Genomic DNA, 25574 nt, shown 5'->3' on the forward strand with positions numbered 1-25574 from the left:
GCGGTCCGCGCCCGACGGGCGCGGTCGCGAACCAGCGAAAGGCGCCGCGAGGCGCCTTTCGTTTGTTTGAGCGCAAGGCCGGGATCGTGCGTGCCGGCGATACGTTCGGGCCCGCGCCGGGCCGATCCGGCCACATTCGGCCGCGTCCGGCAGGGCTTCGCCGAACCGGGAGGTTTCGCCGCCGTTCGGCGATGTTCTTCCAGTCTTAGCCGCGTAGACGCGACGGGCGCATAAACGACCCACTCGTTGTCCACAGCCTGTCCACCGTCTTGTCTGCAACCCCCTGCCGGCGACGGCCGCTAGGATGAGCCCCCGGGCGACGTCCCGGCCACCGCCGCAGACCGGCCGCCAGCGCGGCCCTCCGACCAGGATCGTCTCCCCGATGAGCTCACGTCCCGGATTCCGTGGCGAAAAACGTTTCGAGACCCGCGCCGAGCAGCGCATCGACCAACTGCGCGTGCCGCCGCAGTCGGTCGAGGCCGAGCAGGCCGTGCTCGGCGGCCTGATGCTGGCGCCCGACGCCTACGACCGCGTCGCCGACCAACTGGTCGAGGAAGACTTCTACCGCCGCGACCATCAGCTGATCTACCGCGCGATCCGCGAGCTGGCCGAGCGCAGCCGCCCGTTCGACGCGGTGACCCTGGGCGAATGGTTCGATTCGCAGGGCCTGAGCGAGCAGGTCGCCGGTGGCGCGTACCTGATCGAACTGGCCACCACCACGCCCTCGGCCGCCAACATCGCCGCCTACGCCGAAATCGTTCGCGACAAGGCGGTGATGCGCAAGCTGATCGAGGTCGGCACCGAGATCGTCAACGACGGTTTCCAGCCCGACGGCCGCGACAGCAGCGAGATCCTGTCCAAGGCCGAGCAGCAGGTGTTCGCCATCGCCGAGGCCGGCGCGCGCGGGCGCACCGACTTCACCCCGGTGACCAAGGCGCTGTCGGAAGCCTTCGACGTGCTGCAGACGCGCTACGCCAACGGCGGCGCGGTCACCGGCCTGCCGACCGGCTACACCGAATTCGACGAGATGACCGCGGGCCTGCAGAACACCGACCTGCTGATCCTGGCCGCGCGTCCGGCGATGGGCAAGACCACCTTCGCCCTCAACATCGCCGAGCACGTCGCCTTCCGCACCAAGAAGGCGGTGGCGGTGTTCTCGATGGAAATGTCGGCCAGCCAGCTGGCGCTGCGCCTGATCTCCTCGGTCGGCCGGGTCAACGCCCAGCGCTTGCGCTCGGGCCAGCTCGAGGACGAGGACTGGGCGCGCGTGACCGGCGCGATCCGGCAGTTGCGCGAGGTCAAGATCTTCATCGACGACACCCCGGGCCTGTCGCCGGACGTGCTGCGCGCCAAGTCGCGCCGGCTCAAGCGCGAGCACGACCTGGGCCTGATCGTGATCGACTACCTGCAGCTGATGTCGGTGCCGGGCAACCAGGAGAACCGCGCGACCGAGATCTCCGAGATCTCGCGCTCGCTCAAGCACCTGGCCAAGGAACTCAACCTGCCGGTGATCGCGCTGTCGCAGCTCAACCGCTCGCTGGAACAGCGCGCCGACAAGCGCCCGGTGATGGCCGACCTGCGCGAATCCGGCGCTATCGAGCAGGACGCGGACATCATCATCTTCATCTACCGCGACGACTACTACAACAAAGAGACCTCGCCCGATAAGGGCCTGGCCGAGGTCATCATCGGCAAGCAGCGTTCCGGCCCGACCGGTTCGCTCAAGCTCAAGTTCTTCGGCGAATACACCCGCTTCGACAATCTCGCCCACGACTCGATCGGCAGCTTCGAGTAATCCGCGCGCGAGCCGGCGCAGGCCCGCGCGCCATGCCGGCGTCGTCGCCGCGGCGTCGCGCGTGTGCATCCGCGCGGCGTCGCGCGCATGACGATTGTCATCCGGCGCTTCGCGCCGCAAATCCGTGTTGCAGCGCAGCGCCATCGGCGCACGCGCGTCCGCGTTCGCTCGCGCGCAAGCCAGGCGCGACGGGCGATCGCGCGCGCAAGCCGCTAATTTTTTGCCGCATCGGGCGCATTGCGCGCGATCGGACGACGATGCCTCGCGCGCATCCGACGACGATGAATCGTTTTGCGACACGCTTTGCGCTTTGTCGCGCACCGCGCTCGCATGCGCGCGCTCGCACGGCCGCAAGGGCCGCATACAGAAAAAAACTTGCCGGTTTGCGATGCCCATGCACAAAAGCGCATGACATCTTCTTGCTATAAGCCCAGGAGTCGGACGAACGCAGCGCACCTGTCGCACCGCGATCGTCCCGCACGCGCAAGCAACGACAACTCGAACGCTGGATTTCGCGAGGTAGGTCTTCCCATGAGAGATCTGATCAAGCAAGTCGACGCGGGTCTGCAGGCCCACGACGAGTTCGGCAATTCGCAACAGATCGTTCGGCTCAACGTCGAACGCTATAGATTCGCGCTGGCGGTGCTGGCGCGCGAAGACGCCGCGCTGCAGGCTTTGCTGCCGGCGCTGGAGGCCCTGGACGAGCGCCGCGCCGACAAGCTGTTCGGCGACCTGCTGGTGCGCGCCGAGCTGGAAGCGGCGATCGAACGGCTGGAAACCGGGGTGGCGCCGATCCACCAGGCCGGCGTGCTGGCCTGGAGCCTGGCGCAGTCGCTGCAGCGCATCGACCAGCCGCTGAGCCTGTCGGCTTCGGCGATGCAGCGCAGCTTCGTCGCCGGCCCCGACCTCGACGGCCGCCGCATCTGGATCTGGGACCTGCCGGACGCCTCCGAACCGGTCGCCGACGCGTTGCGCGAAGCGCTGCGCCTGGGCTTCATGCCCGGCGGCCATTGCGAGGCCGAACTGGTGCGGCCGACGCCGCAGATGGTCGCCCAGCTCGACCGCGCCTGTTCGCTGCTGCAATCGCTGGTGCCGCAGGTCGCGCGCAGCGTGTTCGGCCACCTGCATTCGGTCGCGTTCGCGAACATGCGCAACGAGCGCGGGCCGATGCTGACCGCTTCGGGCGGCGACTCGACGCCGTGCATGATCTTCATCGCGCCCGAGGAACTGGCCAATCCCTGGGACACGGCCGTGCACATCATGCACGAGGCGGTGCACCTGAAGCTCTCCGACATGGTCCGCACCAGCGCCGCGGTGGTGCGCGAGGACATGGTGACGCTGCCGTGGGGCCGCGAGATCTCGGTGTCGAACTGCCTGTTCGCGTTCCACGCTTATGTCCACCTGCAGATCTTCCGCACCGCGGTCGAACAGATCGGGCCGCAGCTGCACGCGGTCTACGGCGCGCCGGAGAGCTACCGCGCCGCGACCCGGCCGCATGCGATGTCGGTGGTCAACAACGCCTCGGCCACGCCGTTCTCGCGCGGGCACGAACGCATGGCCTACCTGGCCCAGCAGTTCCGCACGCAGTGGTCGCACTACCTGACCCCGTACGCGCGGCGCATGGTCGATTGGCTGTGCGCGGCGATCGCGCCGCTGATCGACCTGTCGGTCGCGCCGCAGGCCGGCGCGGCCGGCGAGCCCGCGCCGGTCGCGGCCAGCGCGCCGACGACGTCGGTGCATTACGCCAAGAACCCGCAGCTGCAACTGCGCCCGGTCGGCGACCGCGGCATCCTGTTCGCGGCCGATCCGGCCCGGCCCAAGATCCAGAAGCTCAACACCGCCGCCTGGCTGATGTTCGAGCTGTGCGACGGGCGCAGCGAAAGCGATCTGACCCAGGCCTATGCCGACCTCGCCGGGCTGGCGTCCGAGCGTGCCTGGCAACAGGTCGAGCCGGTGTTGGACAGCCTGGTCGCCACCGGCATGATCGTTGCGCAAGGCCAACGCGTCGCGCTGCGCGAGGGGAGGGCGGCATGAGCGCGCCGTCCGCCCAGGGCCACGCCCACTCGCCGCAGGCGCAACTGGTCGCCGCGGCCGACCGCACGCTCGCCCAGCATCCGAACTTCGGCGATTCGCAGCGCATCCTGGCCAAGGTTTACGCGCGCTACCGCTTCGGCACCGAGCTGTTCGCGCAGCGCTTGCCGCAGGCCGCGGCGCTGCTGCAGCAAGTGGAGGCGATGCCCGACGCCGACGTGCGGCGGATTTTCTTCGACCCGCTGGTGCGATTGGCCGCCGAAGACGCCTTCTCCGAACTGGAGAGCGGGCAGCTGGCGTCGCCGCACCGGCTCGAAGCGCTGTTGCCGCAAGCCATCGCCGCGTTGCCGGCGGGGCTGTGCGAATCGCACATGCTGCAGCGCTGGGGCCTGCAGTCGCAGGAGCAGCACTGGATGTGGTCGATCGTCGGCAGCGACGACCCGTTCGCCGCGCAGTTGCAGGCCGCGTTCGACCGCATCTTCGCCGACAACCCGGCCAACCGCGGGCTGTTGTTGAACCCTGACGCGGGCGCGCAGAAGAAGGTCCAGGATTCGATCGCGTTGCTGTCGATGCTGCTGCCCAACTCCGGCCCGGCGGCGCTGCGCCACGTCGGCGCGATCGCGCTGCTGGAAGCGCAACTGGAAGGCGGGATCGTGCTGTCGGCCGCCGGCGGCGACCTCACGCCTTCGACCGTGTTCGTCTCGCTCGACCAGCTCGGCAATCCCTGGGACATCGCCGGCTGCCTGCTGCACGAAGGCCTGCACATGAAGCTGTTCGACGCCGCGCGCTCGGTGTCGCTGGCCAAGGAGCCGGACGCGACCATCCAGGTGCCGTGGCGCAACGTGCGCTGGTCGATCGTGCGCGCGATCTTCGCGTACCACGTCTACGTGCATCTGTCGCTATTCAAGGCCGCGGCGCTGGTCGCCGACCCGCGCTGCTTCGAGCTGTACGGCGATCCGCTGGCCTATGTGAGCCGCGCGCATGCGATGTCGGTGGTCAACAACGACACCGCCCACCAGTACGGGCGCTCGATCGACCGCGCGCGCTACCTCGGCGAGATGCTCGAAGGCGAGTGGTCGCACCTGCTCTCGCCGGGCGGTTTCGAACTGATCCACTGGCTGCGCAGCGCGCTGGCGCCGGTGGACGAGGCGATGTTCGCCGACGCGCGGGAGGCCGCATGAACGCAGACGACAGCGTACGCAAGGCCGACGGGGTGCGTTGGCGCCCGGTGCCGCAGGCCGAATGCCTGATGGTGTTCTCGCCGCATTCCGGGCGCATCCATTGGCTGGCCCTGGATACCTGGCTGTTGTTCGAGCTGTGCGACGGCCGCAATGTCGATGCGGTCGCGCGCGGCTATGCCGAACTCGCCGGCGACAAGCTCGGCGGCGGCGATGCCCGGGCCCGCGCCGAGCGCGGCCTGGCGTCGCTGCTCGGCAGCCGCCTGATCGAGGCCGCGCCGGCCTGAGCCTGGCGGCGCGCGCGCGCCGGCCCCGGCCGGTGTCGTCGCGGCCGGATCCACCGACTACGGCCCTCGGGCGGGCCACGCGAAAGGAAGAGGTAGCAAGCGACGGCACGGACGCCGCAGCGATCGAGGCAAGACAGTACGTCCATTCCACAGGAGAACGTCCATGAGCAATGAAACCAACCTGGATACCTTGAAGGACCTGTTGAGCAACAAGAAGGCGCTGGAAGAATCGGAAGTGACCACGGGCTCGGCCGACGAGCGCCGCTGGTGGCCGCCGTACAACGTCTCGCCGGCCCCGCCGAGCAACTGACGCCCGCGCCAGTCGCTGGACCTGCCGCGCCCGCAAGGGCGCGGCAGGGTTGGCGCCGCCCGCATGCAGGACTTTCGATCGCAACGCCCGGCGCCCGCGTCGTTCGCCGATCCCGCCGCGGGCGACGCCGGGGGGGCGCCCAGCGCCGGCGAGATCTGGCGCTCTCGCGCGGACCCGGCCGAGGCCGTGATGGTGCTGCGCCGCGACGCCGACGCGGTCGACTACGCCTGGCTCGACCGCGACGCCGCCGACGGCCGCATGCCGCTGGCGCACTGGGCGCAGCGCTTCGAAGTGGTGCTGGAACAGGCCGACCACACCCACGCCACGCCGATCCGCCGGCACTGGCTCATCGATACCCAAGCCGAACGACTGCGCGGCGCGCGCGTGCTCGAACTGGGCGCGCACACCGGCGGCTTGACCCAGGCGCTGCTCGCCCACGCCGCGCAGGTCGTCGCGGTGGAGAACAACCCGCGCTGCGTGCGCCACCTGCGCGAGCGTTTCGGCGAACGCCTGGGCATCGTCGCCGGCGACATGCACCACGCGCTGTGGGACCTGGGGCAGGACCGGTTCGACGTGGTCGTCTGCGCCGGCGTGCTCTACCACTCCGCCCATCCGTTCCTGCTGCTGGAAGCGATGGCGCACTTGCGCCCGCGCGCGATCCTGATCGACACCCTCGACGACGGCGTCGCCGAGCTGCGCGTGGCGGTGCCGAACCTGGTCAACAGCTGCAACTACCGCTACAACCGGCGTCCGGATTGCGGCTACTCGGTGGTGCTCGGCGAACGCCTGATCGCCGGCGCGATGGCCCGGCTCGGCTACGGCGCGATGCAGCGCATCGACACGGCCGCGGCGACGATCGCGCCGGAGCGCGACAGCGCCTATTTCCAGCAGTGGCGGCGCAGCCTGTCGGCCTGGTTCCTGCGCGACGGCGCGGCCTGAGCCGCGGCGTCAGGCCCAGGCCTGGCGGACCTGCGCGTAGTAGTCGCGGAAGAACGGCACCATGCGCTTGCGGTCGGCGGCGACGATCGCCAGCAGTTCCGGCGCCAGCACGAATTCCTCTTCGCCCAGCTCGTCGTACAGACCGTTGAGCATCTGTTCGTAGAAGCGCGGAAAAGCGTGGTGCCAGCCGACCCGCGGCAGGCGGATGCCGTGCTCGGAGCCCATCGCCAGATAGTGCTTGAGCGCCTCGGCACGCGCCTGTTCGACGGTGTACAGGCGGATCGGCTTGCGTTCGGGCGCGAAGGTTTCCTCGAACAGGCCGGGGCCGCCGCAGACGCGGTCGGCGATGTGCCGGCCGAGCAGCGGCGACAGGAACAGGCCGTCGCGGTAGGTGCCGGTCAGCAGCCACAGGCCCTCGACCGAGGTCGGGCCGATCAGCGGGCAGGTGTCGACCGCGACCGGGCGGTTGCCGGCCTGCCAGGCCACCAGCTGCGCCGCGCACAGGTCCTGGTCGAGCTGGTCCAGCGCGCATTCGAGCAGGAAGAACATGTCCGCCGGCGAGGTGCGCAGCATCGGCTGCGCGAACAGGGTGTTGGTGGCGCCGACGTAGAGCCGGCCGCCGCCGCGCGGCACCGCGTGCAGGCCGCAGGCGAACGCGCGGTTGGGCGTGCGCAGCACGTGGGCCTGCGCGCGCGGGCCGGTGTCGAGCAGCAGCGAGGTGCCGCCGCCGCAGAACAGCCGCGGAATGCGCCGCGCCAGCTCCGGCACGCTGTCGAGCACGGCCTGGGTCCATACGCCGGCGGCGAGCACGACCTGCGGCGCGGCGACGCGGCCGCCTTCGCGCAGGCGCACGGCCCGGATGCGGCCGCCGTGGATGTCCAGGCCGGTCGCGGTGTCGTCGATGAAGCTCAGCGTCGGCGAGCGCTCGATCAAGGCGCTCAGCGCGCCCAACAGCTTGGCGGCGTCGATCGAGCCTTCGTCGGGCAGGTACAGGGCCCGGCTGGGCCGGCAGTCCTCGGCCGGGGCGAGGCCGTCGATGCGGTTGGGGTCGAGCGTCTCGTAGGCCGCGCCGTTTTCCTCCAGCGCCTGCACGATGGCCGCGTAGTTCTCGTCCTCGATGATCCCGGACTTGTTGTTGCTGAAGACGATCGTGCCCGGCGTCAGCGCGATGCGCTCCTCGGCGGGCAGGGCCTGGTTGATGCTTTCCAGCCAGTCCGGCCAGTGCCGCGCGGCGAGCAGGCCCTTGGCCAGCTTGGCGCGTCCGGACGGCGTGCGCAGCAGTTGCGCGGTGACCTCGCCGTAGCAGCCCATCATCGCGCCGGCGGCGGCCGAGGCCGCGCCGGGCCGCGGCGCCGGGCCGACCACGGCCACGCGCAATCCGGGATCGCGCAACTGCAGCGCATGCGCGGTCGCCATGCCCAGTACGCCGTTGCCCACCACCACGACATCGTAACCATCGTAATCGGCCATGCTCGCTCCATCGCGCGCGGGGCGCGTCCGTCATCGGCTCGGGTCGCGTGATCGCATCGGCCGCAAACCATCGCGGCAGGCGTGCGCGATACGCGTCGGCCGCGCGCGCCTGGGTCGGGCGACCGTGCGCGGGCGGTCCTGCATCATGCGGGCGCGGGCGCGCGGTGACGAGCGACCCATTGCGCAGAACGCCAACTCGATTACATCTGCGTGCGTTGCCTCTGCGTTTCTCGTCGCCGCCGTCGTCGTCGGCGCCGTTCCATGCTGCAGCGCCGCCGCGCGGGTGTCGCGCCGCACGGCGCCGCGCGGCTCAGGTGCAGGGCGCTTCCCAGGCCAGGCGGCGTTCGGCGCCGGCGGCATCCTTGACCACGAAGCATTGCGCGTAGTCGGATTCGGCGAAGGTCGGCAACCGCGGGCATTCGATCTGGCGCGCGCTGTCGTACAGGGAGGCGCCGCTGGCGCTCAGCGGCTGCAGCGCGCCGTCGGCGTCGGTGGCGAACTCGCCTGTCTGGCCGTGGCCGTCGACGCGGAAGCGCAACTGCGGCCCGTCCAGGCCGACCAGTTCGGCCGCCATCGGCCGGCCCCAGCGCGCGATCTCGCGGTTCTTGTCGTCGAATTCCACCACCCAGTCCGGCAGCAGCCAGGCGTCGTGCAGCGGGATCGCCTCGACCTCGGCGACCGGATACGGACCGCAGCCGTCTTCGCCCCACTCGACCACGCGCGGGTCCTTGTTGCGCTTGTCGTCCTTGCTCGCGAAGGCGAAGCGATAGGGCGGCTTGGCCAGCGCGGGCGCTGCCTGGACCGGCGCGGGCGCGGCTTGCGCGGGCGCGCTCTGCGTGGCCGGCGCGGGCGACGTCGCGGGCGCGGCGGGCTGCGCCGCTTCGCGCGGGCCGCACGCGGCCAGCAGCAGGCACGCGCACAGCCATGCCATCGGGGGAGTCGGGATGCGGGCCGCAAGACGGTCCATGCGAGGTTTCTCCTGTTGCGCACGGCACCCGCGCACGCGCGGGCAAACGCCGATCATAGGCGGCCGGGGCAGGGCGCGGTACCGCTGCGCGACGGCGCGGTGCGTCGCGCATTCGGCGACGCCGCGCACGCTGCGCGAATTTCGCCGCGCGCGGCGCGAACGCGCATGCGCCCGTTCAGGCTGGGGCGGCTAGCCTGCCGGGGCGATGTGCCGGATTGACGTCTTTATGACGAGTCCGGGCGCATCGTAGACATCGCCCTCCCAACTCCTTCGGTGAGTTATATGAACTCCACTTTCAAAACCATGATCGCCGCTGCGCTGGTGTCCTGCGTCATGGTCACCGGCGCCGCCGGCGCGCAGACCAAGTCGAAGAAGACTCCGCATTGCTACAACGTGGAAGTGCAGCGTCCCAAGCAGATCAAGGACCAGCACAAGATCGCCGGTACCGCGATCGGCGCGGTGGCCGGCGGCCTGCTCGGCAACCAGGTCGGCGGCGGCAACGGCAAGAAGCTGGCCACCGCGGCCGGCGCGGTCGGCGGCGCGTTCGCGGGCCGCAAGATCCAGGAAAACCAGCAGAACAAGACCGAGACGGTGATCGAGCGCCGCTGCGACTGACGCAGCCGGCCGCCGCCGTCGCAACACCGAGCCGCGCGCGGGCGACCGCGCGCGGTTTTTTTGTGGATGGCCTATGTGGGATCGCGTTCAGGCCCGATGCTTTCGGCTCGGGTCGCCGCGATCCGAAACCAGAGCATCGGGCCTGAAGGCCCTCCCACGACTGCCCGAAAGCATCGGCCGCAAGCTCGGGCTTTGCCCATCCTGCGCGCAGCCGTCACTTCACATTCGCCTCATAGCCCGCCGCGAGCGCGCCGCTAGAATGTGCGCCATGGCACGACCGACCTGCGCACACATCCACACCGACGCCTTGCGTCACAACCTCGCCCAGTCCCGGGCGTTCGCTCCCCGCAGCCGGGTGATGGCGGTGGTCAAGGCCGACGGCTACGGTCACGGCCTGGAACGCGTCGCCCGCGCGCTCGAAGGCGCCGACGCCTTCGGCGTGGCCGCGCTGTCCGATGCCGACCGGCTGCGTTCGGCCGGGCTGTCGCAGCCGATCGTGCTGTTGTCGGGCTTCGACGAACCCGAGGATCTGCCGCAGCTGCGCCGCCTGGGCGTGGAGACCGTGGTCCATCACATCAGCCAGATCGAGATGCTCGAACAGGCCGGGCCGGGCGAGCCGATCCGCTGCTGGCTCAAGATCGACAGCGGCATGCATCGCCTCGGCTTCGCCCCGGAGTTCGTGCGCGAGGCCTATGTGCGCCTGACCGCGGCGCCGGCGGTGGCCGGCGGCATCGTGCTGATGAACCACTTCGCCAGTTCCGACGAATTCGCCAACCCCCAGACCCGCCAGCAACTGGCCGCGTTCGCCGCCGCCACCGAAGGGCTCGGCGGCGCGCGTTCGCTGTCGAACTCGGCCGCGGTGCTCGGCTGGCCGGACGCGCACGCCGACTGGATCCGTCCCGGCGGCCTGCTCTATGGCATCAGCGTGGTCGAGGGCCGCACCGGCGCCGACTTCGGCCTGCGCCCGGCGATGACCCTGTCGACCCGGCTGATCGCGGTCAACCGGGTGCGCAAGGGCGAGCGCGTCGGCTACGCGGCGACCTGGGAATGCCCCGAAGACATGCTGGTCGGCGTGGCCGCGATCGGTTACGGCGACGGCTATCCGCGCGCGGCGCCCTCGGGCACGCCGGTGCGCGTGCGCGGGCACGAAACCCAGCTGATCGGGCGGGTGTCGATGGACCTGATGACCATCGACCTGCGCGGCATCGATTCGCCCGCGGTCGGCGACCCGGTCGAACTGTGGGGGCCGGAGCTGCCGGTGGAGCGCATCGCCGAGGTCAGCGCCACCATCGGTTACGAGCTGACCTGCTCGATCACCCGCCGGGTGCGTTTCGTCGAGACCTGAACGCGTCCCGCGGCGGCTGCAGCGATGCGCACCAAGTGCGCAAGTTGTGGACACCGTCGAGTAAATCCACTCACAAAAAACCGGCCTTTACTTGCGTTTTCCAGGCGCGCACCGGATGAAAATCCGCTGTCGGCCTGGGTGTTTTCCCGGGGTAGGGTGGCACCCTCGCGGCCCCGTTAGGACTGACATCGGGCACGAACATCGCGCCCGACGGCCGCCTCCGACCGGAGCCGGCCCCGTCACTCCAATCCCCGGGGGATCGATGAAGCAGAGCAAGTTGATGTGCGCGTTGGGCCTGGCGCTGGCCGCGACCACCCTGTCCACCGCGGCGATGGCCCAGGAAGGGCCCAACCCCAATCGCGTGTGGGTCAAGTTCAAGTCCGGCGCCGGCGTTTCCGCCAATGCCGCCAACGCGCGCAGCGGCCTGGCCGCGCCGGCGAACCTGGGCCAGCGCATCCAGGCGCTGCGCGGCAAGCTCAGCGCGGCCAAGGCCGGCGACGCCGAGCTCAACTACCAGTTCGACCGCAGCAACACCGCGGTGATGACCCTGTCCTCGCCGGAAGCGGTCAAGGCGCTGCGCGCCAACCCCGACGTGGAATCGGTCGAGATCGACCAGCCGCGCTACCTGCAGGCGCAGAGCGTGCCCTACGGCATCGACCAGGTGCAGGCGCGCAACGTGTGGGACGCCAACCGCGACGGCGTGCTCGACACCGGCGCCGCCAACGGTTCCGGGATCAAGGTCTGCATCATCGACTCGGGCCTCAACAAGGGCCACGAAGATTTCGCCGGCATGACCATCACCGGTTATCCGACCGGCTGGGACACCGACACCTGCGGCCACGGCACCCACGTCGCCGGCACCATCGCGGCGGCCAACAACAACGTCGGCGTGGTCGGCGTGAGCCCGGGCAAGGTCTCGCTGCACATCGTCAAGATCTTCGGCAGCAACGCCTACAACGGCAGCGATCACGGCCAGTGCTCGTGGACCTACTCCTCGACCCTGGCCGACGCCGCGCAGCGCTGCCAGGCCGCCGGCGCCAAGGTCATCAACATGAGCCTGGGCGGCCCGAGCGCGTCCACCGCCGAACGCACCGCGTTCCAGACCGTGGCCGACGCCGGCGTGCTGAGCATCGCCGCGGCCGGCAACGACGGCGACAGCTCGCAGAGCTATCCGGCCGGCTACGCCAGCGTGGTCTCGGTGGCGGCGGTGGATTCGAGCAACGTCAAGGCCGACTTCTCCCAGTTCACCCCGAAGGTGGAACTGGCGGCGCCGGGCGTGGACGTGCTGAGCACCTATCCGCTCAAGAACGACCCGCTGGTGGTCGGCACCTCCAGCTTCGCCGCGATCCCGGTGGCGGGCTCCAAGCAGGCCACGGCCAGCGCGGGCTGGGTCAACGGCGGCCTGTGCCAGACCTCGTCCAGCACCTGGCGCAACAAGATCGTGGTCTGCCAGCGCGGCACCAACACCTTCGTGGACAAGATCACCAAGGCCAAGAGCGGCCGCGCCGCCGGCGTGGTCATCTACAACAACGTCGACGGCCCGCTGGCCATCGGCCTGTACACCGGCACCGCGCCGAACCTGAGCGCGACCACCACGACCCTGCCGGCGGTGGGCATCAGCAAGGTCGACGGCGAGTACCTCGTCGCCAACCTCGCCGGCAAGACCGCGACGGTGGACGCCACGCCGTCGGTCGCGAACAGCGCCTACGAGACCATGAGCGGCACCTCGATGGCGACCCCGCACGTCGCCGGCGCCGCCGCGGTGGTGTGGAGCGCCAAGCCCACCGCTACCGCCCAGCAGGTGCGCGACGCGCTCGACGCCACCGCGCTGGACATCGACGCGGCCGGCCGCGACAACAACACCGGCTGGGGCCTGGTGCAGATTCCGGCGGCGATCGCCGAGCTGCAGTCGCAGTAAGCGTTCGCGTCCGAAGCTGCAAGCGAACGGGAGCCTTCGGGCTCCCGTTCTTTTTAAGCGGCGCACGCGGGCCGGTCGCTGGGTTCGCGAGCGCTCGGGGCAGGCCTGTGCGGCGCCCGCTCGCTTGGGCCCGGCAGCTTGCGCGTTGCGGATCTGCGAAGCGCGAGTCTGCGAAGCGCGGATCTGCGAATCGGGCGCCGCCCGACTGCGCGCCGGCTTCGAGGCCGGCGGGGCGGGGCGAGCGAAACGAGGCCGGCGCCGGCGCGCGCGGGCGGCCGCGGTTCTGGCTGCATACTGGTCGCCCCTCCCGCGCGCCGGCCCCGATGCCCGAAGCCCAACCCTCCGCCCTGGTCTGGTTCCGCGACGATCTGCGCCTGGACGACAACCCGGCGCTGCGCGCGGCGCTGGAAGCCGGGTTCGTGCCGGTGCCGGTCTACATCCACGCGCCGGACGAGCACGGCGCGTGGACGCCCGGCGCCGCCTCGGACGCGTGGCGGCATCATTCCCTGGCCGCGCTCGACGCCGACCTGCGCAAGCGCGGCTCGCACCTGCGCCGCTTCTTCGGCCCGAGCCTGGCGACCTTGCAGTCGCTGGCGCTGGCCACCGGCGCGCAGGCGGTGTTCTGGAACCGCCGCTACGAGCCCTACATCGAAAAACGCGACACGCGGATCAAGCAGCAGTTGCGGCGCACGGGCCTGGAGGCGGAGAGCTTCAACGGCTCGCTGCTGTTCGAGCCGTGGACATTGCGGACCAAGCAGGGCGGCCCGTTCAAGGTGTTCACCCCGTTCTGGCGCGCGGCCCTGGCCGACTGGCGCGAGCATCCCGCATGGCAGGCGCCGGCCTCGCTGCCGGCCACCCGCGAAGGGCCGGAGGGCGTGCCGCTGGACGCGCTGCGGCTGCTGCCGAAGCTGGGGTGGGACCGGGAATTCTGGCAGCACTGGAGCCCGGGCGAAGCCGGCGCGCGCGCGGCGCTGGAGACCTTCGTCGACGGCGCGCTGCGCGGCTACGCCGAACAGCGCGACCGGCCCGACCGGGTCGGCACCTCGCGCCTGTCGCCGCACCTGCACTTCGGCGAGATCGCGCCGTGGCGCGCGGTCGCCGCGTTGCAGGCCGAACGCAACGCCGGCAACGCGCGCGACGTCGACGCGGCGATCCGCGAACTGGGCTGGCGCGAGTTCGCCCACCACCTGCTGCACCATTTCCCCGACACGCCCGAGCAGAACTTCAACCCGCGCTTCGCCGACTTCGACTGGGCGCGCGCGGCGCCGCCGAAGCTGGAGCCGTGGCAGCAGGGCCGCACCGGCGTGCCGATCGTCGATGCCGGCATGCGCGAGCTGTGGGCCACCGGCTGGATGCACAACCGCGTGCGCATGATCGTCGCCAGCTACCTGACCAAGCACCTGCGCCTGCATTGGCGGCACGGCGCGCGCTGGTTCTGGGACACCCTGGTCGACGCCGATCTGGCCAACAACACGCTGGGCTGGCAATGGGTCGCCGGCACCGGCGCCGACGCGGCGCCGTACTTCCGCGTGTTCAATCCGGTGACCCAGTCGGAGAAGTTCGATCCCGACGGCGCCTACATCGCGCGCTGGGTGCCGGAGCTGGCCGGCCTGCCGGTGCCGCTGCGCTTCGCGCCGTGGCAGGACCCGCGCCGCCTGCGTCGCGAGGCGCCGGATTATCCGCCGCAGCCGCTGGTCGACCTCGCGGCCGGGCGCGACGCGGCGCTGGAGGCGTATCGCCGCTTGCGCGAGTGACCTAGGCCGGCCGCGGCGAGCGGCCGGCGTGCCGCTGCCCGTTGCGTTTTCCCTTCGTTCCCGAATCCCGACCCGGCGCGTTGACTCCCGCGACGCACGCATGATTCACTCGCCCGAACGCATCGGAGACACGCATGGCGAAGGCAGAAACGGGTGCAGGGCAGCGCCGGCGCGCGCGTCGCGAACCGATGTCGCGGGTCGATACGGCCTGGTTGCGGATGGAGCGCCCGACCAATCCGATGATGATCACCGGGGTGCTGATGTTCGCCGAACCGATGTCGGTGGACGCGCTGCGCAAGGTCATCAAACAACGCTTCCTCGCTTATGGGCGGTTCCGGCAGAAAGCCGTGGACACCGCCGCCGGCGCCTACTGGCAGACCGACGACGACCTCGACCTGGACTGGCACGTGCAGCACACCGCGCTGCCGGGGCGCGGCGGCAAGCGCGCGCTGGAACGCTTCGTCAGCCAGCTCGCTTCCAGCCCGCTCGATCCGAGCCGGCCGCTGTGGCAGTTCCATCTGGTCGAGCGCTACCACGGCGGTTCGGCCTTGGTCGCGCGCCTGCACCACAGCTATGCCGACGGCATCGCCCTGGTCCAGGTGCTGCTGTCGCTGACCGACACCACCGCGCAGCCGGCCAAGGGCAGCGACCTGCCGCACGCCTGGCTCAAGCAGGACGGCGCCGACGTCGCCCGCCGGGTCGGCGCGGTCGAGCGCTACATGAAGCTCGGCAGCAAGGCTGTCGAGAAGAGCATGGAGATGTACCGCGATCCGACCCTGGCGGCGATGCTGGCCAAGGAGGGCGGCGAGATCGCGCGCGAACTGCTGCACGCGCTGTCGCTGTCGGACGATCCGCCGTCGATGCTGCGCGGCAAGCTCGGCGTGTCCAAGCGGGTGGCCTGGGCCGAGCCGCTGGACCTGGAAGAGGTCAAGGCGGTCGGCCGCGCCTGCGACTGCACCGTCAACGACGTGCTGATGGCGACCGCGGCCGGCGCGCTGCGCAGCTACATGATCGAACGCGGCGACGCGGTCGACGGCCTGACCCTGCGCGCGACCGTGCCGGTCAACCTGCGGCCGCTGGAACACGCGCGCAAGCTCGGCAACCACTTCGGCCTGGTGTTCCTAGACCTGCCGGTCGGCGAGGCCAACCCGATCCGCCGGGTCGAGCGCGTCGCCGAGTGCATGAATAATCTCAAGAATTCGCGACAAGCCATTGTCGCATTTGGACTTTTGGCTGCGCTCGGCATGGCCCCGGCGCAGATGCAGGGGCTGGCGCTGGAGCTGTTCAGCCGCAAGGCCACCGCAGTGGCGACCAACGTGCCCGGGCCGCAGCAGCCGCTGTACATGGCGGGCTGCCGGCTCGACGAAATGATGTTCTGGGTGCCGCAGACCGGCTCGATCGGGGTCGGCATCTCGATCCTGAGCTACAACGGCCGCGTGCATTTCGGCCTGATCGCCGACGGCAAGCTGATCCCCGATCCGGACGAGGTGATCGGCCGCTTCGGCGCCGAGTTCGACAAGCTGCTGTACCTGGCGCTGATGGGCGACTGGAACCACGCCCTGGACGCCGAGGGCGCGGCGGCGTTGATGGCCTGAGGCCCTGTGGGAGGGGCTTCAGCCCCGACGCTTTCTTGCCGGCCTGATCGGAAGGCGTCGGGCCTGCAGGCCCTCCCACATGCAGCGGCAAAGCCCTCCGGGAAAGGCCCGCGCGCCTTCCCCGCCCGGACCTGAACGGGCGGTCGCCTCCGTCACTCGTCCCCCACGGCGGCGTGATTAGCTTGTGGGCGCTCCGCCACCAGACGAGGACAGCCCATGAAGACCCCATTCAAACTCGCCATCGCCGCCGCGACCCTGACCGCGCTGCTCGCCGGCTGCGCCACCGGTGGCGGCGGCTACTACGGCGGCCAGCAGCAGCCGTACCCGGGCGATCCGAACCAGCCGCAGCAACAGCAGGGCGGCATGAGCAAGACCCAGAAGGGCGCGCTGATCGGCGCGCTGGCTGGCGTCGCGGCGGGCCTGCTCAGCGGCAACGACGCCACCGAGCGCCGCCAGCGCGCGTTGATCGGCGCCGGCGTCGGCGGCCTCGCCGGCGGCGCGATCGGCAACTACCAGGACCGCCAGGAACGCGCGCTGCGCGAGCGCATGCAAGGCACCGGCGTCGACGTGATCCGCCAGGGCGACAACATCACCCTGAACATGCCCAGCAACATCACCTTCGCCTTCAACAGCGCCAACTTGGACCCGAAGTTCGACCCGGTGCTCGACAACGTCGCCAGCACCCTGAACGAGTACAACCAGACCATCGTCGAGGTCGCCGGCCACACCGACAGCATCGGCGGCGACGCGGTCAATCAGCGCCTGTCCGAGCAGCGCGCCGCTTCGGTCGGCAATTACCTGATGTCCAAGGGCCTGGTGCGCGACCGCTTCATCCTCACCGGCGCGGGCAAGACCCGGCCGATCGCCAGCAACGACACCGAGGCCGGCCGTGCGCAGAACCGCCGGGTCGAGATCACCCTGGTGCCGGTGCGCTCGTGACGTCGCACCACCGACCCTGACGGCGCGCCGTTCGCGGCGCCTGCGTTCGCGAATCGGGCCGCCCAGTGCGGCCCGATTTTTTTGCGCCTGTATTTCGCGTGGATCGTTCCACGCGGGCGCGGCCTGACGCCGCGACGGCCGACGGATCGCCAAATTCGCCCGCCTTGGCTTGGTGCAGCGAACGCGCGCCATCTCCCTGCGCGCACCTTTTGTCCGCCTGCGCATGTACACGACGAGAAGCTGTTCAAGAGGAACAGCACCGTGAACGACATGCCCGACGCGACCGATATGCCCGATTTCCCGCGCGAGCCGCTGCGCATCGCCTTGTCCGACGACCATCCGGTGGTGCGCGCTGGCGTGCGCGCCCTGCTCGACGCGGGCGGCGGCGACGCCTGGACGGTGGTGGCCGAAGCCGCCGGCGCCGACGAACTGCTGGGGCTGCTGGCGGTCACGCCGCTGGATTTGCTGATCACCGATTTTTCCATGCCCGGCAGCCGCGCCGGCGACGGCCTGACCTTGCTCGGGCTGATCCGCCGCCGTTATCCGCAATTGCCGGTGATCGTGCTGACCATGATCGGCAACCCGCCGATGCTGCGTTCGATCGCCGACACCGGCGTCGCCGGGCTGCTCGACAAGGCCGCGGCCGCGAACGAGCTGGCCCAGGCGGTGTCCGCGGTGGCGCAGGGCCAGCACTACTACGGCCGCGCCTTGTCGGCCGCGCTCGATCCGGCGGCGGCGCTGGCGCGCGCCGGCCAGGCGCTGTCGCCGCGCGAGGCCGAGGTGCTGCGGCTGTTCGTCGCCGGCTTCGGCGTGTCGCAGATCGCCGCGCAACTGCATCGCAGCAAGCAGACCATCAGCCGGCAGAAGACCGATGCGATGGCCAAGCTGGGCTTGCGCAACGATCGCGAGATCTACGAATACGCCCGCAGCGAAGGCCTGCTGTCCTGAACCGCGCGGGCGCCCCTGCGGCGAGCGCCGAGGCGGGCCGTCGTGCGCTGCGGTGCGGGGGACTGGCTGCATTGGCGATGGTGGCGGCCGTGGCGGCGGGTTCGGCGCAGGCGCGCACCTGGAATCCCGATCCGGGCCCGGTCCTCGTGCCGGTTGCTGTCGAGGCCGCGCCCGCGGCGGACGAGCTGCCCGGCAAGGGCGCTCGCATTGCCGAAGACCCTATAGCGGCAGGGCGAACCGGCGAGAAGATCGCCGCAACGCGCAGCGCGCCCGACACGGTTTGGTCGTTCGCACGAAACGCGGCCAGTCCCACGGCGGAATCGATCCCCGCCGCCGCCGGCGCCCGTGCGAGCCCGCCGACCGAGCGGCTCGACCGCCTGCCGCAGGCCGAGCGCGAACGCATCCGCGACGGCGCGACCGCCGCGCGCTATCGCCAGGGCGTGCCGTGGAGCCGGGTGCTGGTGATCGTGTCGGTGGCGCTGCTGACGATCAACGTCATCGCCGTGTTCCACCTGCGCCTGCGCAACGAATCGCGGCGGCGCGAGGCGGCCGACCGCAAGCTGCGCGAAGTCGCGCGCAACCTGCCGGGCGTGGTGTTCAAGGCGCAGCGCGCCGCCAACGGCCAGATCCGCTTCCCTTATCTGACCGGACGCCCGGAGCTGTTGTTCGGGATCGGCGCCGAGCGTGCGGCGCTCGACTCGCGCGCGCTGTTCGCGCGCGTGCATCGCGACGACCTGCCGCGATTGCGCCAGGCGATCCGCGTCGCGACCCGGGCCATGAGCGGCCTGCATGCCGATTTCCGCGTGCACGGCGACGACGGCCAATGGCGCTGGGTGCGGGTCAGCGCGTTGCCGCGGCCGCCGCAGCCTGGCGAGGACGGCAGCGAGGCCGGCTACACCGGCTACTTCGTCGAGGTCACCGACGTGCACGTGCAGGCCCAGGCGCTGGCCAGGGCCAAGGAGCAGGCCGAGGCCGCGACCCGCGCCAAATCGCATTTCCTGGCGACGATGAGCCATGAGATCCGCACGCCGATGGCCGGCATGGTCGGCATGCTGGAGTTGCTGCAACGCTCGCCGCTGGACGCCGACCAGCAGGCGTTGTTGGGCTACATGCGCGAGTCGGCGCAGAGCCTGCAGGCGCTGGTCGGCGACATCCTGGACGTGTCGCGGATCGAAGCCGGGCAACTGCGCATCGAATGGGCGCCGCTGCAGCCGCGCGGGCTCGCCGATGCGGTGGCGATGCACGCCGCCGAGGACTGCCGCAACCGCCGCCTGCGCCTGGACCTGCGGGTGGACGCGGCGGTGCCCGACAGCGTGCTCGGCGACGCGGCGCGGCTGCGCCAGGTGCTGTTGAACCTGCTCGGCAACGCGGTCAAGTTCACCGAGAGCGGCGGAGTCTGGCTGGACATGCGGGTGCGCGCGGCCAAGTTGGTCATCGAGGTCGGCGATACCGGCATCGGCATGAGCCCGGCCCAGTTGCGGCGCGCGTTCGAGCCGTTCCGGCAGGGCGAGGACAGTACCTCGCGCCGCTACGGTGGGACCGGCCTGGGCTTGTCGATCTGCCGGCAACTGGTGGAGTTGATGGGCGGATGCATCCGCGTGGACAGCCGGCTGGGGCAGGGCACGCGGGCGATGGTCGAACTGCCGTTGCGCGCGGCGGTGGCCGCGGCGGCGGAACCGGGGGCCGCTGCGGCGCCGCTGCGGGTGGCGGTGAAGCTGGCCGATCCGCGCCGCGCCGACGCCTTGCGGCAATGGCTGGCGGCGCTGCGCCAGCGGCCGGCCATGCCGGGCGAACGGGCCGACCTGAGTTTCGAGGACGCGGAGCGCCCCGGCCAATTGCGGATGCGCCGCACCGACCATGACGGCGGTTCGCAGAGCTATGCGGTGCACGCCGATCCCTTGCTGTTCCTGCACGTGCGGCGCGCTTGCGAATGGGCGCGCGATCCGGCCAGCGTCGCGCCGGCCGCGGCGGCCGTGCGTGCGGCGGCCGTGCCGGTAGCGGCGGCGGGGCCGCAGGCCACGCGCATCCTGGTGGCCGAGGACAGCCCGATCAACCGCGAACTGATCCGTCGCCAGTTGCTCGAACTCGGCCATGCCAGCCGGGTGTGCGCCAGCGGCCGCGAGGCGCTGGCGGCCCTGCGCGAGGGCGGCTTCGATCTGCTGTTGAGCGACTGCCAGATGCCGCAACCCGACGGTTACCAACTGGCCCGCGCGATCCGCGCCGAGGAGGCGCGCGGCGGCGGCGCGCGCCTGGCGATCGTGGCGGTCACCGCCAGCGCCTTGCCCGAGCAGCTCGAGCGTTGCCATGCGGCCGGGATGGACGATTGCCTGGTCAAGCCGGTGCGGCTGGGCGAGCTGGAACGGGCGCTGCGGCGCTGGTTGCCGGCGGCGAAGCCGACGCTGGAGCAGGCGCCGGCGCAGGCCGAGCCGGACCGTACGGGCTTGCGCGCGGTGTTGCCGCTGTTGCTGCGTGAGTTGCCGCGCGAACGCGAGGGCATCGCCGGGGCGCTGCGCGCCGAAGACGCGGTCGCGCTGGCGGCGGCGCTGCATCGCTGCGCCGGCGCCATCGCCTTGTACGACGCTCAGGCGGCGGCGCGCGCGCAGGCGCTGGAGTTGCAGCTGGCGCAGCGACCGTTGCCGGAATCGGCCGCGCAGGTGGCGGCCTTGCTGGAGGAGCTGGCCGGATTGCAGCGGCGCTGGGAAGCGCTGGCCGAGGCCTAGCGCCGTTTCAGTGGCGGGCGTCGCCGGCGTCGGCGACGACGTTGAGCGCGGGCGGCGGGTCGATCGCCAGCTCTTTCTCCAATTCCTCGCGGAACTGCTCGGAGCTCAGTCCGCGCTCGGCCAGTTCCTGGTCGGCGGCGCGGCGCAACGCGCTGGAGCAGCCCAGGCTGACCTGGCGGCCTTCGCGCCGGTGCAGCGACGCGGCGCGTTCGAGCAGGGCCAGCACCCGCGCCGCGCTCTCGGAGCCGCCGACGATGCGGCCGCCCAGGCCCAGGGTCCATTCGCCGTCGCGGCGGACGATGCCGCCGAGCAGGCGGCCGTCGGTATCGCGCAGCTCCGCGTGCGGCTCGATGCTGGCGCCGACCGCCGCGACCGGACGGGCGCGGGCGAGTTTGCGCTTCTTGGCGTCGCGGCGGGCCTTGGAGTTGATCGACATTGCTGGCTCCTCGGCCGCGATGATGGCTTGAGCGACATCATAGCCGCGCGTTTGCGGGGGCCCAAGCCGAGTGCGGCGGCAGGGGAGTGCGACGCAGTGCGCCGTTCAGCGAGTGCGTGGCGGCTGGGAGGAAGGCGTCGGGCCTGAAGGCCCTCCCACAACAGCGAAGGCGGCCGGCTTCGGCAAAGCTGGCTGGCTCCAGTAAAGCTCGCTGGCTCTACAAAGCTGGCCGTCTCTACAAAACTGGCCGTCTCTATATAGCTGGCCGGTTCCAGTAAGGCTGGCTGGCTCTATTCAAAGCTGGCTGGCTCTATCTGCGGCGATGTGCGGCCCGACCGCTGTCGTGGGAGGGCCTTCAGGCCCGACGCTTTCCTTTCGGATCGCCACGGAACTCCCGGTATCGGCTCCGCCGCTCGCCACAAACTCCCAGGACCGGCTCCGCTATGAAGCGGAGCCGGTCCGGCCGGATCAGTGCCGGTGCGATCGGCCGTCGCGGTGGGTGTGCGCGTCCTCGGTCGGTGGCGCGGCCTTGGCGTTGTCCCGCGGTGCGGGTTGATGCGCGTCGTCGTGCGCATGCGCATGTCCGCCGGTTGCGGCATCGCCCGCGCCGGCGTCGTGTCCCTGCGCATCGCCCGCGCCGGACCGGGCGTCGTTGCGATGCGCATGCCCGCCCATGGCGCCATGCCCGGACGCGTCCTCGCCGCCGCCGTGCGAATGGCCGTCGCTGCGCGCGACCAGTTCGCGATAGCCCTGCGCGTCCAGCGAGGGCAACCGGCCGAGGAAGGCGACCAGGTCCCACAGGTGGGCGTCGTCCATGCTGCCGCCCCAAGCCGGCATGCCCGAGGCCTTGATGCCGTGCTTGATCGTCCAGAACGCGGACGCGGCATCGACTTCGCGTTGCGACAGGTTCGGCGGCGCCGGGTACAAGCCGCGCGACAGCTCGCTGGGGCCGGCGCCCGGGGTCAGGTGGCAACCGGCGCACATCGCCGCGTAGTTGCCGGCGCCGCGGCGCACGCGCTCGGCGTCGTCGAGATCGGCCGGCACCGCGATCGCGCTCGCGCGCGTCGCCACCGAGCGCTCGCGCGCGTACTCGAGCACGGCGTACACCGGCCGCGTGTGCGGCGCGTCGGCACCGACGTCATAGATCCCGGACCACAGCGCCGCGGCGCCGGCCGCGCCCGCGGCCAAGACCGCGCCGCCCAGCCACAGGCCGGTTCGAAGGAAAGCGTTCATCGGCGCGCTCCTTCAGAACCACAGCCGCACGCCGGCGACCAGGCGGGTGTCCTCGATCCGTTCGCCGTGCGCGCGCCGGTAGTCGGCGGTGTCGCCGAACGCGCGCTCCCAACTCACGCCGATATACGGCGCGAACTTGCGGCTGAACTCGTAGCGCAGGCGCAGCCCGGCTTCGGCGCTGCTGAGGCCGGCGCCGGTCTCGCGGCGCGGATCGTCCTTGCCGTAGAACTCGACTTCGACCAGCGGCTGCAGGATCAGGCGGTTGGTCAGCAGCAGCTCGTACTCGGCCTCCAGGTTGAGCGCGCTCTGGCCGCGTTCGCCGAGATAGGCGGTGGCGGACACTTCGAACTTGTACGGCGACAGCCCCTGCAGACCGAACGCGGCCCAGGTCTGCGAACGCTCGGGGCGGAAGTCGTGGCGCACGCCGGCGACCACGTCCCACCACGGCGAGATCGCGCGGCCGTAAAGCGCTTCCAGGTTGGCCGATTCGGTGCGGCCGTCCTCGCGCTCGCCTTCGCTGCGCAGCCACAGGCGATCGGTGTCGTTGCCGAACCAGGCCTGGCCTTCCCAGGCCTGGGCGCTGCCGTGCTCGGCATCGACCGCTTCCAGGCGGTTGAACACCACCATGCGGCCGAACTCGGGCGCGTGCTGCATGTGCAGGCTGATCGGCGGGAACGCGGCGGCGCGGTCGGCGTCGGTGACCGCGGGGATCGGCTCGCGCGGTCGCTGCGGCGCGTCGGTGCGCGGCGCGGCGCCGTGGCCCATCTGCGAGTGGTCCATTTTCGAATGGTCCATCTGCGAGTGGTCCATCTTGGAGCGATCCATCGCCGCGTCCGGCTCGGATGCGGCGGCAGGCGCCGCATGACCGGAGTGATCCATCCTGGAATGATCGATCTGCGAGTGGTTCATCTGCGCAGGGTCCGCAGCGGCCGCTTTCGACTGCGCGGCGGCCGTCTTCGCCGGCGTTTTCTTGCCGGCGTGCGAATGGTTCATTCGCGAACGATCCATTGCGGCCGCGGGCGCCGCGTCGGTCGCATGCGCGGCATGATCGTGCTGCTGTGCGCCGGCGACGCCGGCGAACGACAGCGCCAGGGCCAGGGCGGAGCGGGGCAGGCGTGCGGTCGTCTTCATTCTTCGACCCTCACTTCGCGCATCATGCCCGCTTCCATGTGGTAGAGCAGATGGCAGTGGAAGGCCCAGCGGCCGAGCGCGTCGGCGCGCACGCGATAGCTGCGGCGCGTTCCCGGCGGCATGTCGACGGTGTGCTTGCGTACCTGGAATTCCTGTTTCTCGTTCTCCAGGTCGCTCCACAGGCCGTGCAGGTGGATCGGGTGGGTCATCATGGTGTCGTTGACCAGGACGATGCGCAGGCGCTCGCCGTAGGTCAGCCGAATGGGTTCCGCGCCCATGAATTTCTGCCCGTCGAAGGACCAGGCGAACTTTTCCATGTGGCCGGTGAGGTGCAGCTCGATCTCGCGGCCGGGTTCGCGGCCGTCCGGATCGGGGAACACGCTGTGCAGGTCGGCGTAGGTCAGCACCTTGCGGCCGTTGCCGCGCAGGCCGATGCCGGGGTCGTCGAGCTTGGGCGACACGCTCATCGCGCGCATGTCGATCAGGCGCTCGTCGCCGCCCGGTTTCGCGCCGGCGCCGTGGTTCATGCCGGCGTGGTTCATGCCGGCCATGCCGTTGCCGCCGCCCATGTTGGCGCCGCAGCCGCCTTCCATGCCTTTGGACTTGGCGCCGCCCATGTTGCCGCCGCAACCGCCCTCCATGCCCTTCATCTGCGACATGTCGTGGCCGCCGTGCCCGCCCATGCCGCCGTGGCCCATGTCCTCCATGGTCAGCAGTGGGCGCGGATCGGTGCGTGGCACCTCCGCTTCCAGTCCCTGGCGTACCGCCAGGGTGCCGCGCACGTAGCCGGTGCGGGCGTTGTCCTGGCAGAAGATCGTGTAGGCGTCCTGGCCTGAAGGCTCGACGATGACGTCGTAGGTCTCGGCCACGGCGATGCGGAACTCGTCGACGCTGACCGGATGCACCGGCATGCCGTCGGCGGCGACCACGGTCATCTTCAGGCCGGGGATGCGCACGTCGAAATAGGTCATCGCCGAGCCGTTGACGAAGCGCAGCAGCACCTTCTCGCCGGGCTTGAACAGGCCGGTCCAGTTGCCGGCCGGCGTGGCGCCGTTGAGCAGGTAGGTGTAGGTGTGGCCGTTGACGTCGGACAGATCGGTCGGGGTCATGCGCATGCGGCCCCATTCGCCGCGGTCGCGCAGGGTCGCGGCCAGGCCCTTGTCGCGCACGTCGCGCAGCGCGTCGCCGACGGTGCGCTTGTAGTAGTTGTCGTAGCTGGACATCTGCTTGAGCCGGCGGAACAGCGTGGTCGGTTCCAGGTCGGTCCAGTCCGACAGCAGCAGCACGTGCTCGCGGTCGTAGCGGTAGGGATGCGGTTCGCGCGGATCGATGACGATCGCGCCGTACAAGCCGGCCTGTTCCTGGAACAGCGAGTGGCTGTGGTACCAGTACGTGCCGGATTGGCCGACCCGGAAGCGATAGACGTAACTCTCGCCGGGGCGGATGCCGTCGAAGCTCAGGCCCGGCACGCCGTCCATGTTGGCCGGCAGGATCAACCCGTGCCAATGGATCGAGGTCATGCCCTCGCGCAGGCGGTTGGCCACGCGCAGGGTCACGGTGTCGCCTTCGCGCCAGCGCAGGATCGGCGCCGGCAGGCTGCCGTTGACGGTCACCGCCGGGCGCACGCGGCCGGTGAAGTTGACCTGGGTGGCGCCGATGTCGAGATCGAACTCGGTGCCGCTGAGAACGCGCGGGGCGTGCGCCATCGGCGCGGCGGACGCGCCGCGCCACAGGCCGCTGCCGGCGATGGCGCCGCCGGCGGCGAGGCCGGCGACGAAGCGGCGGCGGCTGCGGTCGAGCGGCGCTCCGTAAGGGGGAATACGTGAATTCATGGGACCTTCCGTGCCGTTGCCGGCGAGTGGGAAGCGCCGCGATCTGGATCGCGGCAAGCGATGCGCGGGCCGGCCGGGCGGCGGCGCGGCCCGCGTGCGAACGGCGACGGCGCGCGGCGTTCGCCGCGGGC

The 25574-nt window shown here is 70.9% G+C and carries 22 protein-coding genes; 15 read left to right on the forward strand and 7 right to left on the reverse strand.

What is annotated here, in order from left to right:
- The first annotated feature begins 382 nt into the window (after positions 1-382).
- From RDV84_RS19120 to RDV84_RS19145, 6 genes are all read left to right on the forward strand, one after another.
- Positions 383-1795, forward strand: coding sequence for a replicative DNA helicase (locus tag RDV84_RS19120; protein ID WP_057947702.1), 1413 nt, complete (start codon positions 383-385; stop codon positions 1793-1795).
- Between the two features lie 531 nt (positions 1796-2326).
- Positions 2327-3829 (forward strand): aKG-HExxH-type peptide beta-hydroxylase, encoded by a 1503-nt coding sequence (locus RDV84_RS19125; RefSeq protein WP_309151239.1) that lies wholly within the window; start codon positions 2327-2329, stop codon positions 3827-3829.
- Positions 3826-5007, forward strand: a complete 1182-nt coding sequence (locus RDV84_RS19130; protein ID WP_175429205.1) for an aKG-HExxH-type peptide beta-hydroxylase — start codon at positions 3826-3828, stop codon at positions 5005-5007. Before RDV84_RS19125 ends, RDV84_RS19130 begins: the two co-directional genes overlap by 4 nt.
- Complete coding sequence (locus RDV84_RS19135; protein ID WP_197414860.1) at positions 5004-5291, forward strand: hypothetical protein; 288 nt, start codon at positions 5004-5006, stop codon at positions 5289-5291. The genes RDV84_RS19130 and RDV84_RS19135 overlap by 4 nt, the downstream gene beginning before the upstream one ends.
- Positions 5292-5454: 163 nt before the next feature.
- Positions 5455-5601 carry a hypothetical protein gene (locus RDV84_RS19140; protein ID WP_168356357.1) on the forward strand — a complete coding sequence of 49 codons (147 nt, stop codon included), beginning with the start codon at positions 5455-5457 and terminating at the stop codon, positions 5599-5601.
- Positions 5602-5790: 189 nt separating this feature from the next.
- On the forward strand, positions 5791-6540 hold the full coding sequence (locus tag RDV84_RS19145; RefSeq protein ID WP_158229734.1) for a class I SAM-dependent methyltransferase: 750 nt from the start codon (positions 5791-5793) through the stop codon (positions 6538-6540).
- 9 nt (positions 6541-6549) lie between these two features.
- On the opposite strand, the gene RDV84_RS19150 is transcribed toward RDV84_RS19145, so the two are convergent.
- Together RDV84_RS19150 and RDV84_RS19155 are read right to left on the reverse strand one after the other, a co-directional pair.
- Entirely contained in the window at positions 6550-8010 is a 1461-nt protein-coding gene (locus RDV84_RS19150; RefSeq protein ID WP_250450360.1) for an NAD(P)/FAD-dependent oxidoreductase, read from the reverse strand.
- Positions 8011-8320: 310 nt separating this feature from the next.
- Complete coding sequence (locus tag RDV84_RS19155; protein ID WP_309151240.1) at positions 8321-8977, reverse strand: hypothetical protein; 657 nt, start codon at positions 8975-8977, stop codon at positions 8321-8323.
- 282 nt (positions 8978-9259) lie between these two features.
- Here RDV84_RS19155 and RDV84_RS19160 point away from each other — a divergent pair, with 282 nt between their 5' ends.
- The 9 genes from RDV84_RS19160 to RDV84_RS19195 all read left to right on the forward strand — a co-directional run bounded on the left by RDV84_RS19160 (position 9260) and on the right by RDV84_RS19195 (position 20811).
- Positions 9260-9592 (forward strand): glycine zipper 2TM domain-containing protein, encoded by a 333-nt coding sequence (locus RDV84_RS19160; RefSeq protein WP_078995421.1) that lies wholly within the window; start codon positions 9260-9262, stop codon positions 9590-9592.
- Positions 9593-9658: 66 nt separating this feature from the next.
- The gene (locus tag RDV84_RS26895) at positions 9659-9850 is read left to right on the forward strand and encodes a DUF6053 domain-containing protein (RefSeq protein WP_425606224.1); all 192 of its coding nucleotides are present in this window, start codon (positions 9659-9661) and stop codon (positions 9848-9850) included.
- 10 nt (positions 9851-9860) lie between these two features.
- Positions 9861-10937 carry an alanine racemase gene (gene alr, locus RDV84_RS19165; protein ID WP_309151241.1) on the forward strand — a complete coding sequence of 359 codons (1077 nt, stop codon included), beginning with the start codon at positions 9861-9863 and terminating at the stop codon, positions 10935-10937.
- 262 nt (positions 10938-11199) lie between these two features.
- Positions 11200-12855, forward strand: coding sequence for a S8 family serine peptidase (locus RDV84_RS19170; RefSeq protein ID WP_309151242.1), 1656 nt, complete (start codon positions 11200-11202; stop codon positions 12853-12855).
- A gap of 323 nt (positions 12856-13178) precedes the next feature.
- Entirely contained in the window at positions 13179-14609 is a 1431-nt protein-coding gene (locus tag RDV84_RS19175; protein WP_309151243.1) for a cryptochrome/photolyase family protein, read from the forward strand.
- A 134-nt stretch (positions 14610-14743) separates the two neighbouring features.
- Positions 14744-16204, forward strand: a complete 1461-nt coding sequence (locus RDV84_RS19180; protein ID WP_078995418.1) for a WS/DGAT/MGAT family O-acyltransferase — start codon at positions 14744-14746, stop codon at positions 16202-16204.
- A 216-nt stretch (positions 16205-16420) separates the two neighbouring features.
- Entirely contained in the window at positions 16421-17143 is a 723-nt protein-coding gene (locus tag RDV84_RS19185; RefSeq protein WP_078995417.1) for a YiaD family glycine zipper/OmpA-like lipoprotein, read from the forward strand.
- A gap of 270 nt (positions 17144-17413) precedes the next feature.
- Positions 17414-18091 carry a response regulator gene (locus RDV84_RS19190; RefSeq protein WP_231784037.1) on the forward strand — a complete coding sequence of 226 codons (678 nt, stop codon included), beginning with the start codon at positions 17414-17416 and terminating at the stop codon, positions 18089-18091.
- A gap of 89 nt (positions 18092-18180) precedes the next feature.
- Positions 18181-20811, forward strand: coding sequence for a PAS domain-containing hybrid sensor histidine kinase/response regulator (locus tag RDV84_RS19195; protein WP_309151244.1), 2631 nt, complete (start codon positions 18181-18183; stop codon positions 20809-20811).
- Between the two features lie 7 nt (positions 20812-20818).
- On the opposite strand, the gene RDV84_RS19200 is transcribed toward RDV84_RS19195, so the two are convergent.
- From RDV84_RS19200 to RDV84_RS19215, 5 genes are all read right to left on the reverse strand, one after another.
- The gene (locus tag RDV84_RS19200) at positions 20819-21247 is read right to left on the reverse strand and encodes a hypothetical protein (RefSeq protein WP_057947690.1); all 429 of its coding nucleotides are present in this window, start codon (positions 21245-21247) and stop codon (positions 20819-20821) included.
- Positions 21248-21541: 294 nt separating this feature from the next.
- Positions 21542-21667 carry a DUF6053 domain-containing protein gene (locus RDV84_RS26905; protein WP_425608180.1) on the reverse strand — a complete coding sequence of 42 codons (126 nt, stop codon included), beginning with the start codon at positions 21665-21667 and terminating at the stop codon, positions 21542-21544.
- 48 nt (positions 21668-21715) lie between these two features.
- Positions 21716-22480, reverse strand: coding sequence for a c-type cytochrome (locus RDV84_RS19205; RefSeq protein ID WP_057947689.1), 765 nt, complete (start codon positions 22478-22480; stop codon positions 21716-21718).
- Between the two features lie 12 nt (positions 22481-22492).
- Positions 22493-23611 carry a copper resistance protein B gene (locus RDV84_RS19210; protein ID WP_309151245.1) on the reverse strand — a complete coding sequence of 373 codons (1119 nt, stop codon included), beginning with the start codon at positions 23609-23611 and terminating at the stop codon, positions 22493-22495.
- On the reverse strand, positions 23608-25443 hold the full coding sequence (locus tag RDV84_RS19215; protein ID WP_309151246.1) for a copper resistance system multicopper oxidase: 1836 nt from the start codon (positions 25441-25443) through the stop codon (positions 23608-23610). Before RDV84_RS19215 ends, RDV84_RS19210 begins: the two co-directional genes overlap by 4 nt.
- Between the last annotated feature and the right edge of the window lie 131 nt (positions 25444-25574).

Origin of the sequence: Lysobacter yananisis, assembly GCF_031199375.1 — a bacterium.
Lineage (GTDB): Bacteria > Pseudomonadota > Gammaproteobacteria > Xanthomonadales > Xanthomonadaceae > Lysobacter > Lysobacter yananisis.

Coding starts and splice junctions, on each gene's coding strand:
- RDV84_RS19205 (WP_057947689.1), bottom strand. CDS start 22,480: ATGAACGCTTTCCTTCGAACCGGCCTGTGGCTGGGCGGCGCGGTCTTG.
- RDV84_RS19135 (WP_197414860.1), top strand. CDS start 5,004: ATGAACGCAGACGACAGCGTACGCAAGGCCGACGGGGTGCGTTGGCGC.
- RDV84_RS19200 (WP_057947690.1), bottom strand. CDS start 21,247: ATGTCGATCAACTCCAAGGCCCGCCGCGACGCCAAGAAGCGCAAACTC.
- RDV84_RS19210 (WP_309151245.1), bottom strand. CDS start 23,611: ATGAAGACGACCGCACGCCTGCCCCGCTCCGCCCTGGCCCTGGCGCTG.
- RDV84_RS19215 (WP_309151246.1), bottom strand. CDS start 25,443: ATGAATTCACGTATTCCCCCTTACGGAGCGCCGCTCGACCGCAGCCGC.
- RDV84_RS19175 (WP_309151243.1), top strand. CDS start 13,179: ATGCCCGAAGCCCAACCCTCCGCCCTGGTCTGGTTCCGCGACGATCTG.
- RDV84_RS26895 (WP_425606224.1), top strand. CDS start 9,659: ATGGCCTATGTGGGATCGCGTTCAGGCCCGATGCTTTCGGCTCGGGTC.
- alr (WP_309151241.1), top strand. CDS start 9,861: ATGGCACGACCGACCTGCGCACACATCCACACCGACGCCTTGCGTCAC.
- RDV84_RS19190 (WP_231784037.1), top strand. CDS start 17,414: ATGCCCGACGCGACCGATATGCCCGATTTCCCGCGCGAGCCGCTGCGC.
- RDV84_RS19180 (WP_078995418.1), top strand. CDS start 14,744: ATGGCGAAGGCAGAAACGGGTGCAGGGCAGCGCCGGCGCGCGCGTCGC.
- RDV84_RS19140 (WP_168356357.1), top strand. CDS start 5,455: ATGAGCAATGAAACCAACCTGGATACCTTGAAGGACCTGTTGAGCAAC.
- RDV84_RS19130 (WP_175429205.1), top strand. CDS start 3,826: ATGAGCGCGCCGTCCGCCCAGGGCCACGCCCACTCGCCGCAGGCGCAA.
- RDV84_RS19185 (WP_078995417.1), top strand. CDS start 16,421: ATGAAGACCCCATTCAAACTCGCCATCGCCGCCGCGACCCTGACCGCG.
- RDV84_RS19150 (WP_250450360.1), bottom strand. CDS start 8,010: ATGGCCGATTACGATGGTTACGATGTCGTGGTGGTGGGCAACGGCGTA.
- RDV84_RS19170 (WP_309151242.1), top strand. CDS start 11,200: ATGAAGCAGAGCAAGTTGATGTGCGCGTTGGGCCTGGCGCTGGCCGCG.
- RDV84_RS19155 (WP_309151240.1), bottom strand. CDS start 8,977: ATGGACCGTCTTGCGGCCCGCATCCCGACTCCCCCGATGGCATGGCTG.
- RDV84_RS19125 (WP_309151239.1), top strand. CDS start 2,327: ATGAGAGATCTGATCAAGCAAGTCGACGCGGGTCTGCAGGCCCACGAC.
- RDV84_RS19160 (WP_078995421.1), top strand. CDS start 9,260: ATGAACTCCACTTTCAAAACCATGATCGCCGCTGCGCTGGTGTCCTGC.
- RDV84_RS19145 (WP_158229734.1), top strand. CDS start 5,791: ATGGTGCTGCGCCGCGACGCCGACGCGGTCGACTACGCCTGGCTCGAC.
- RDV84_RS19120 (WP_057947702.1), top strand. CDS start 383: ATGAGCTCACGTCCCGGATTCCGTGGCGAAAAACGTTTCGAGACCCGC.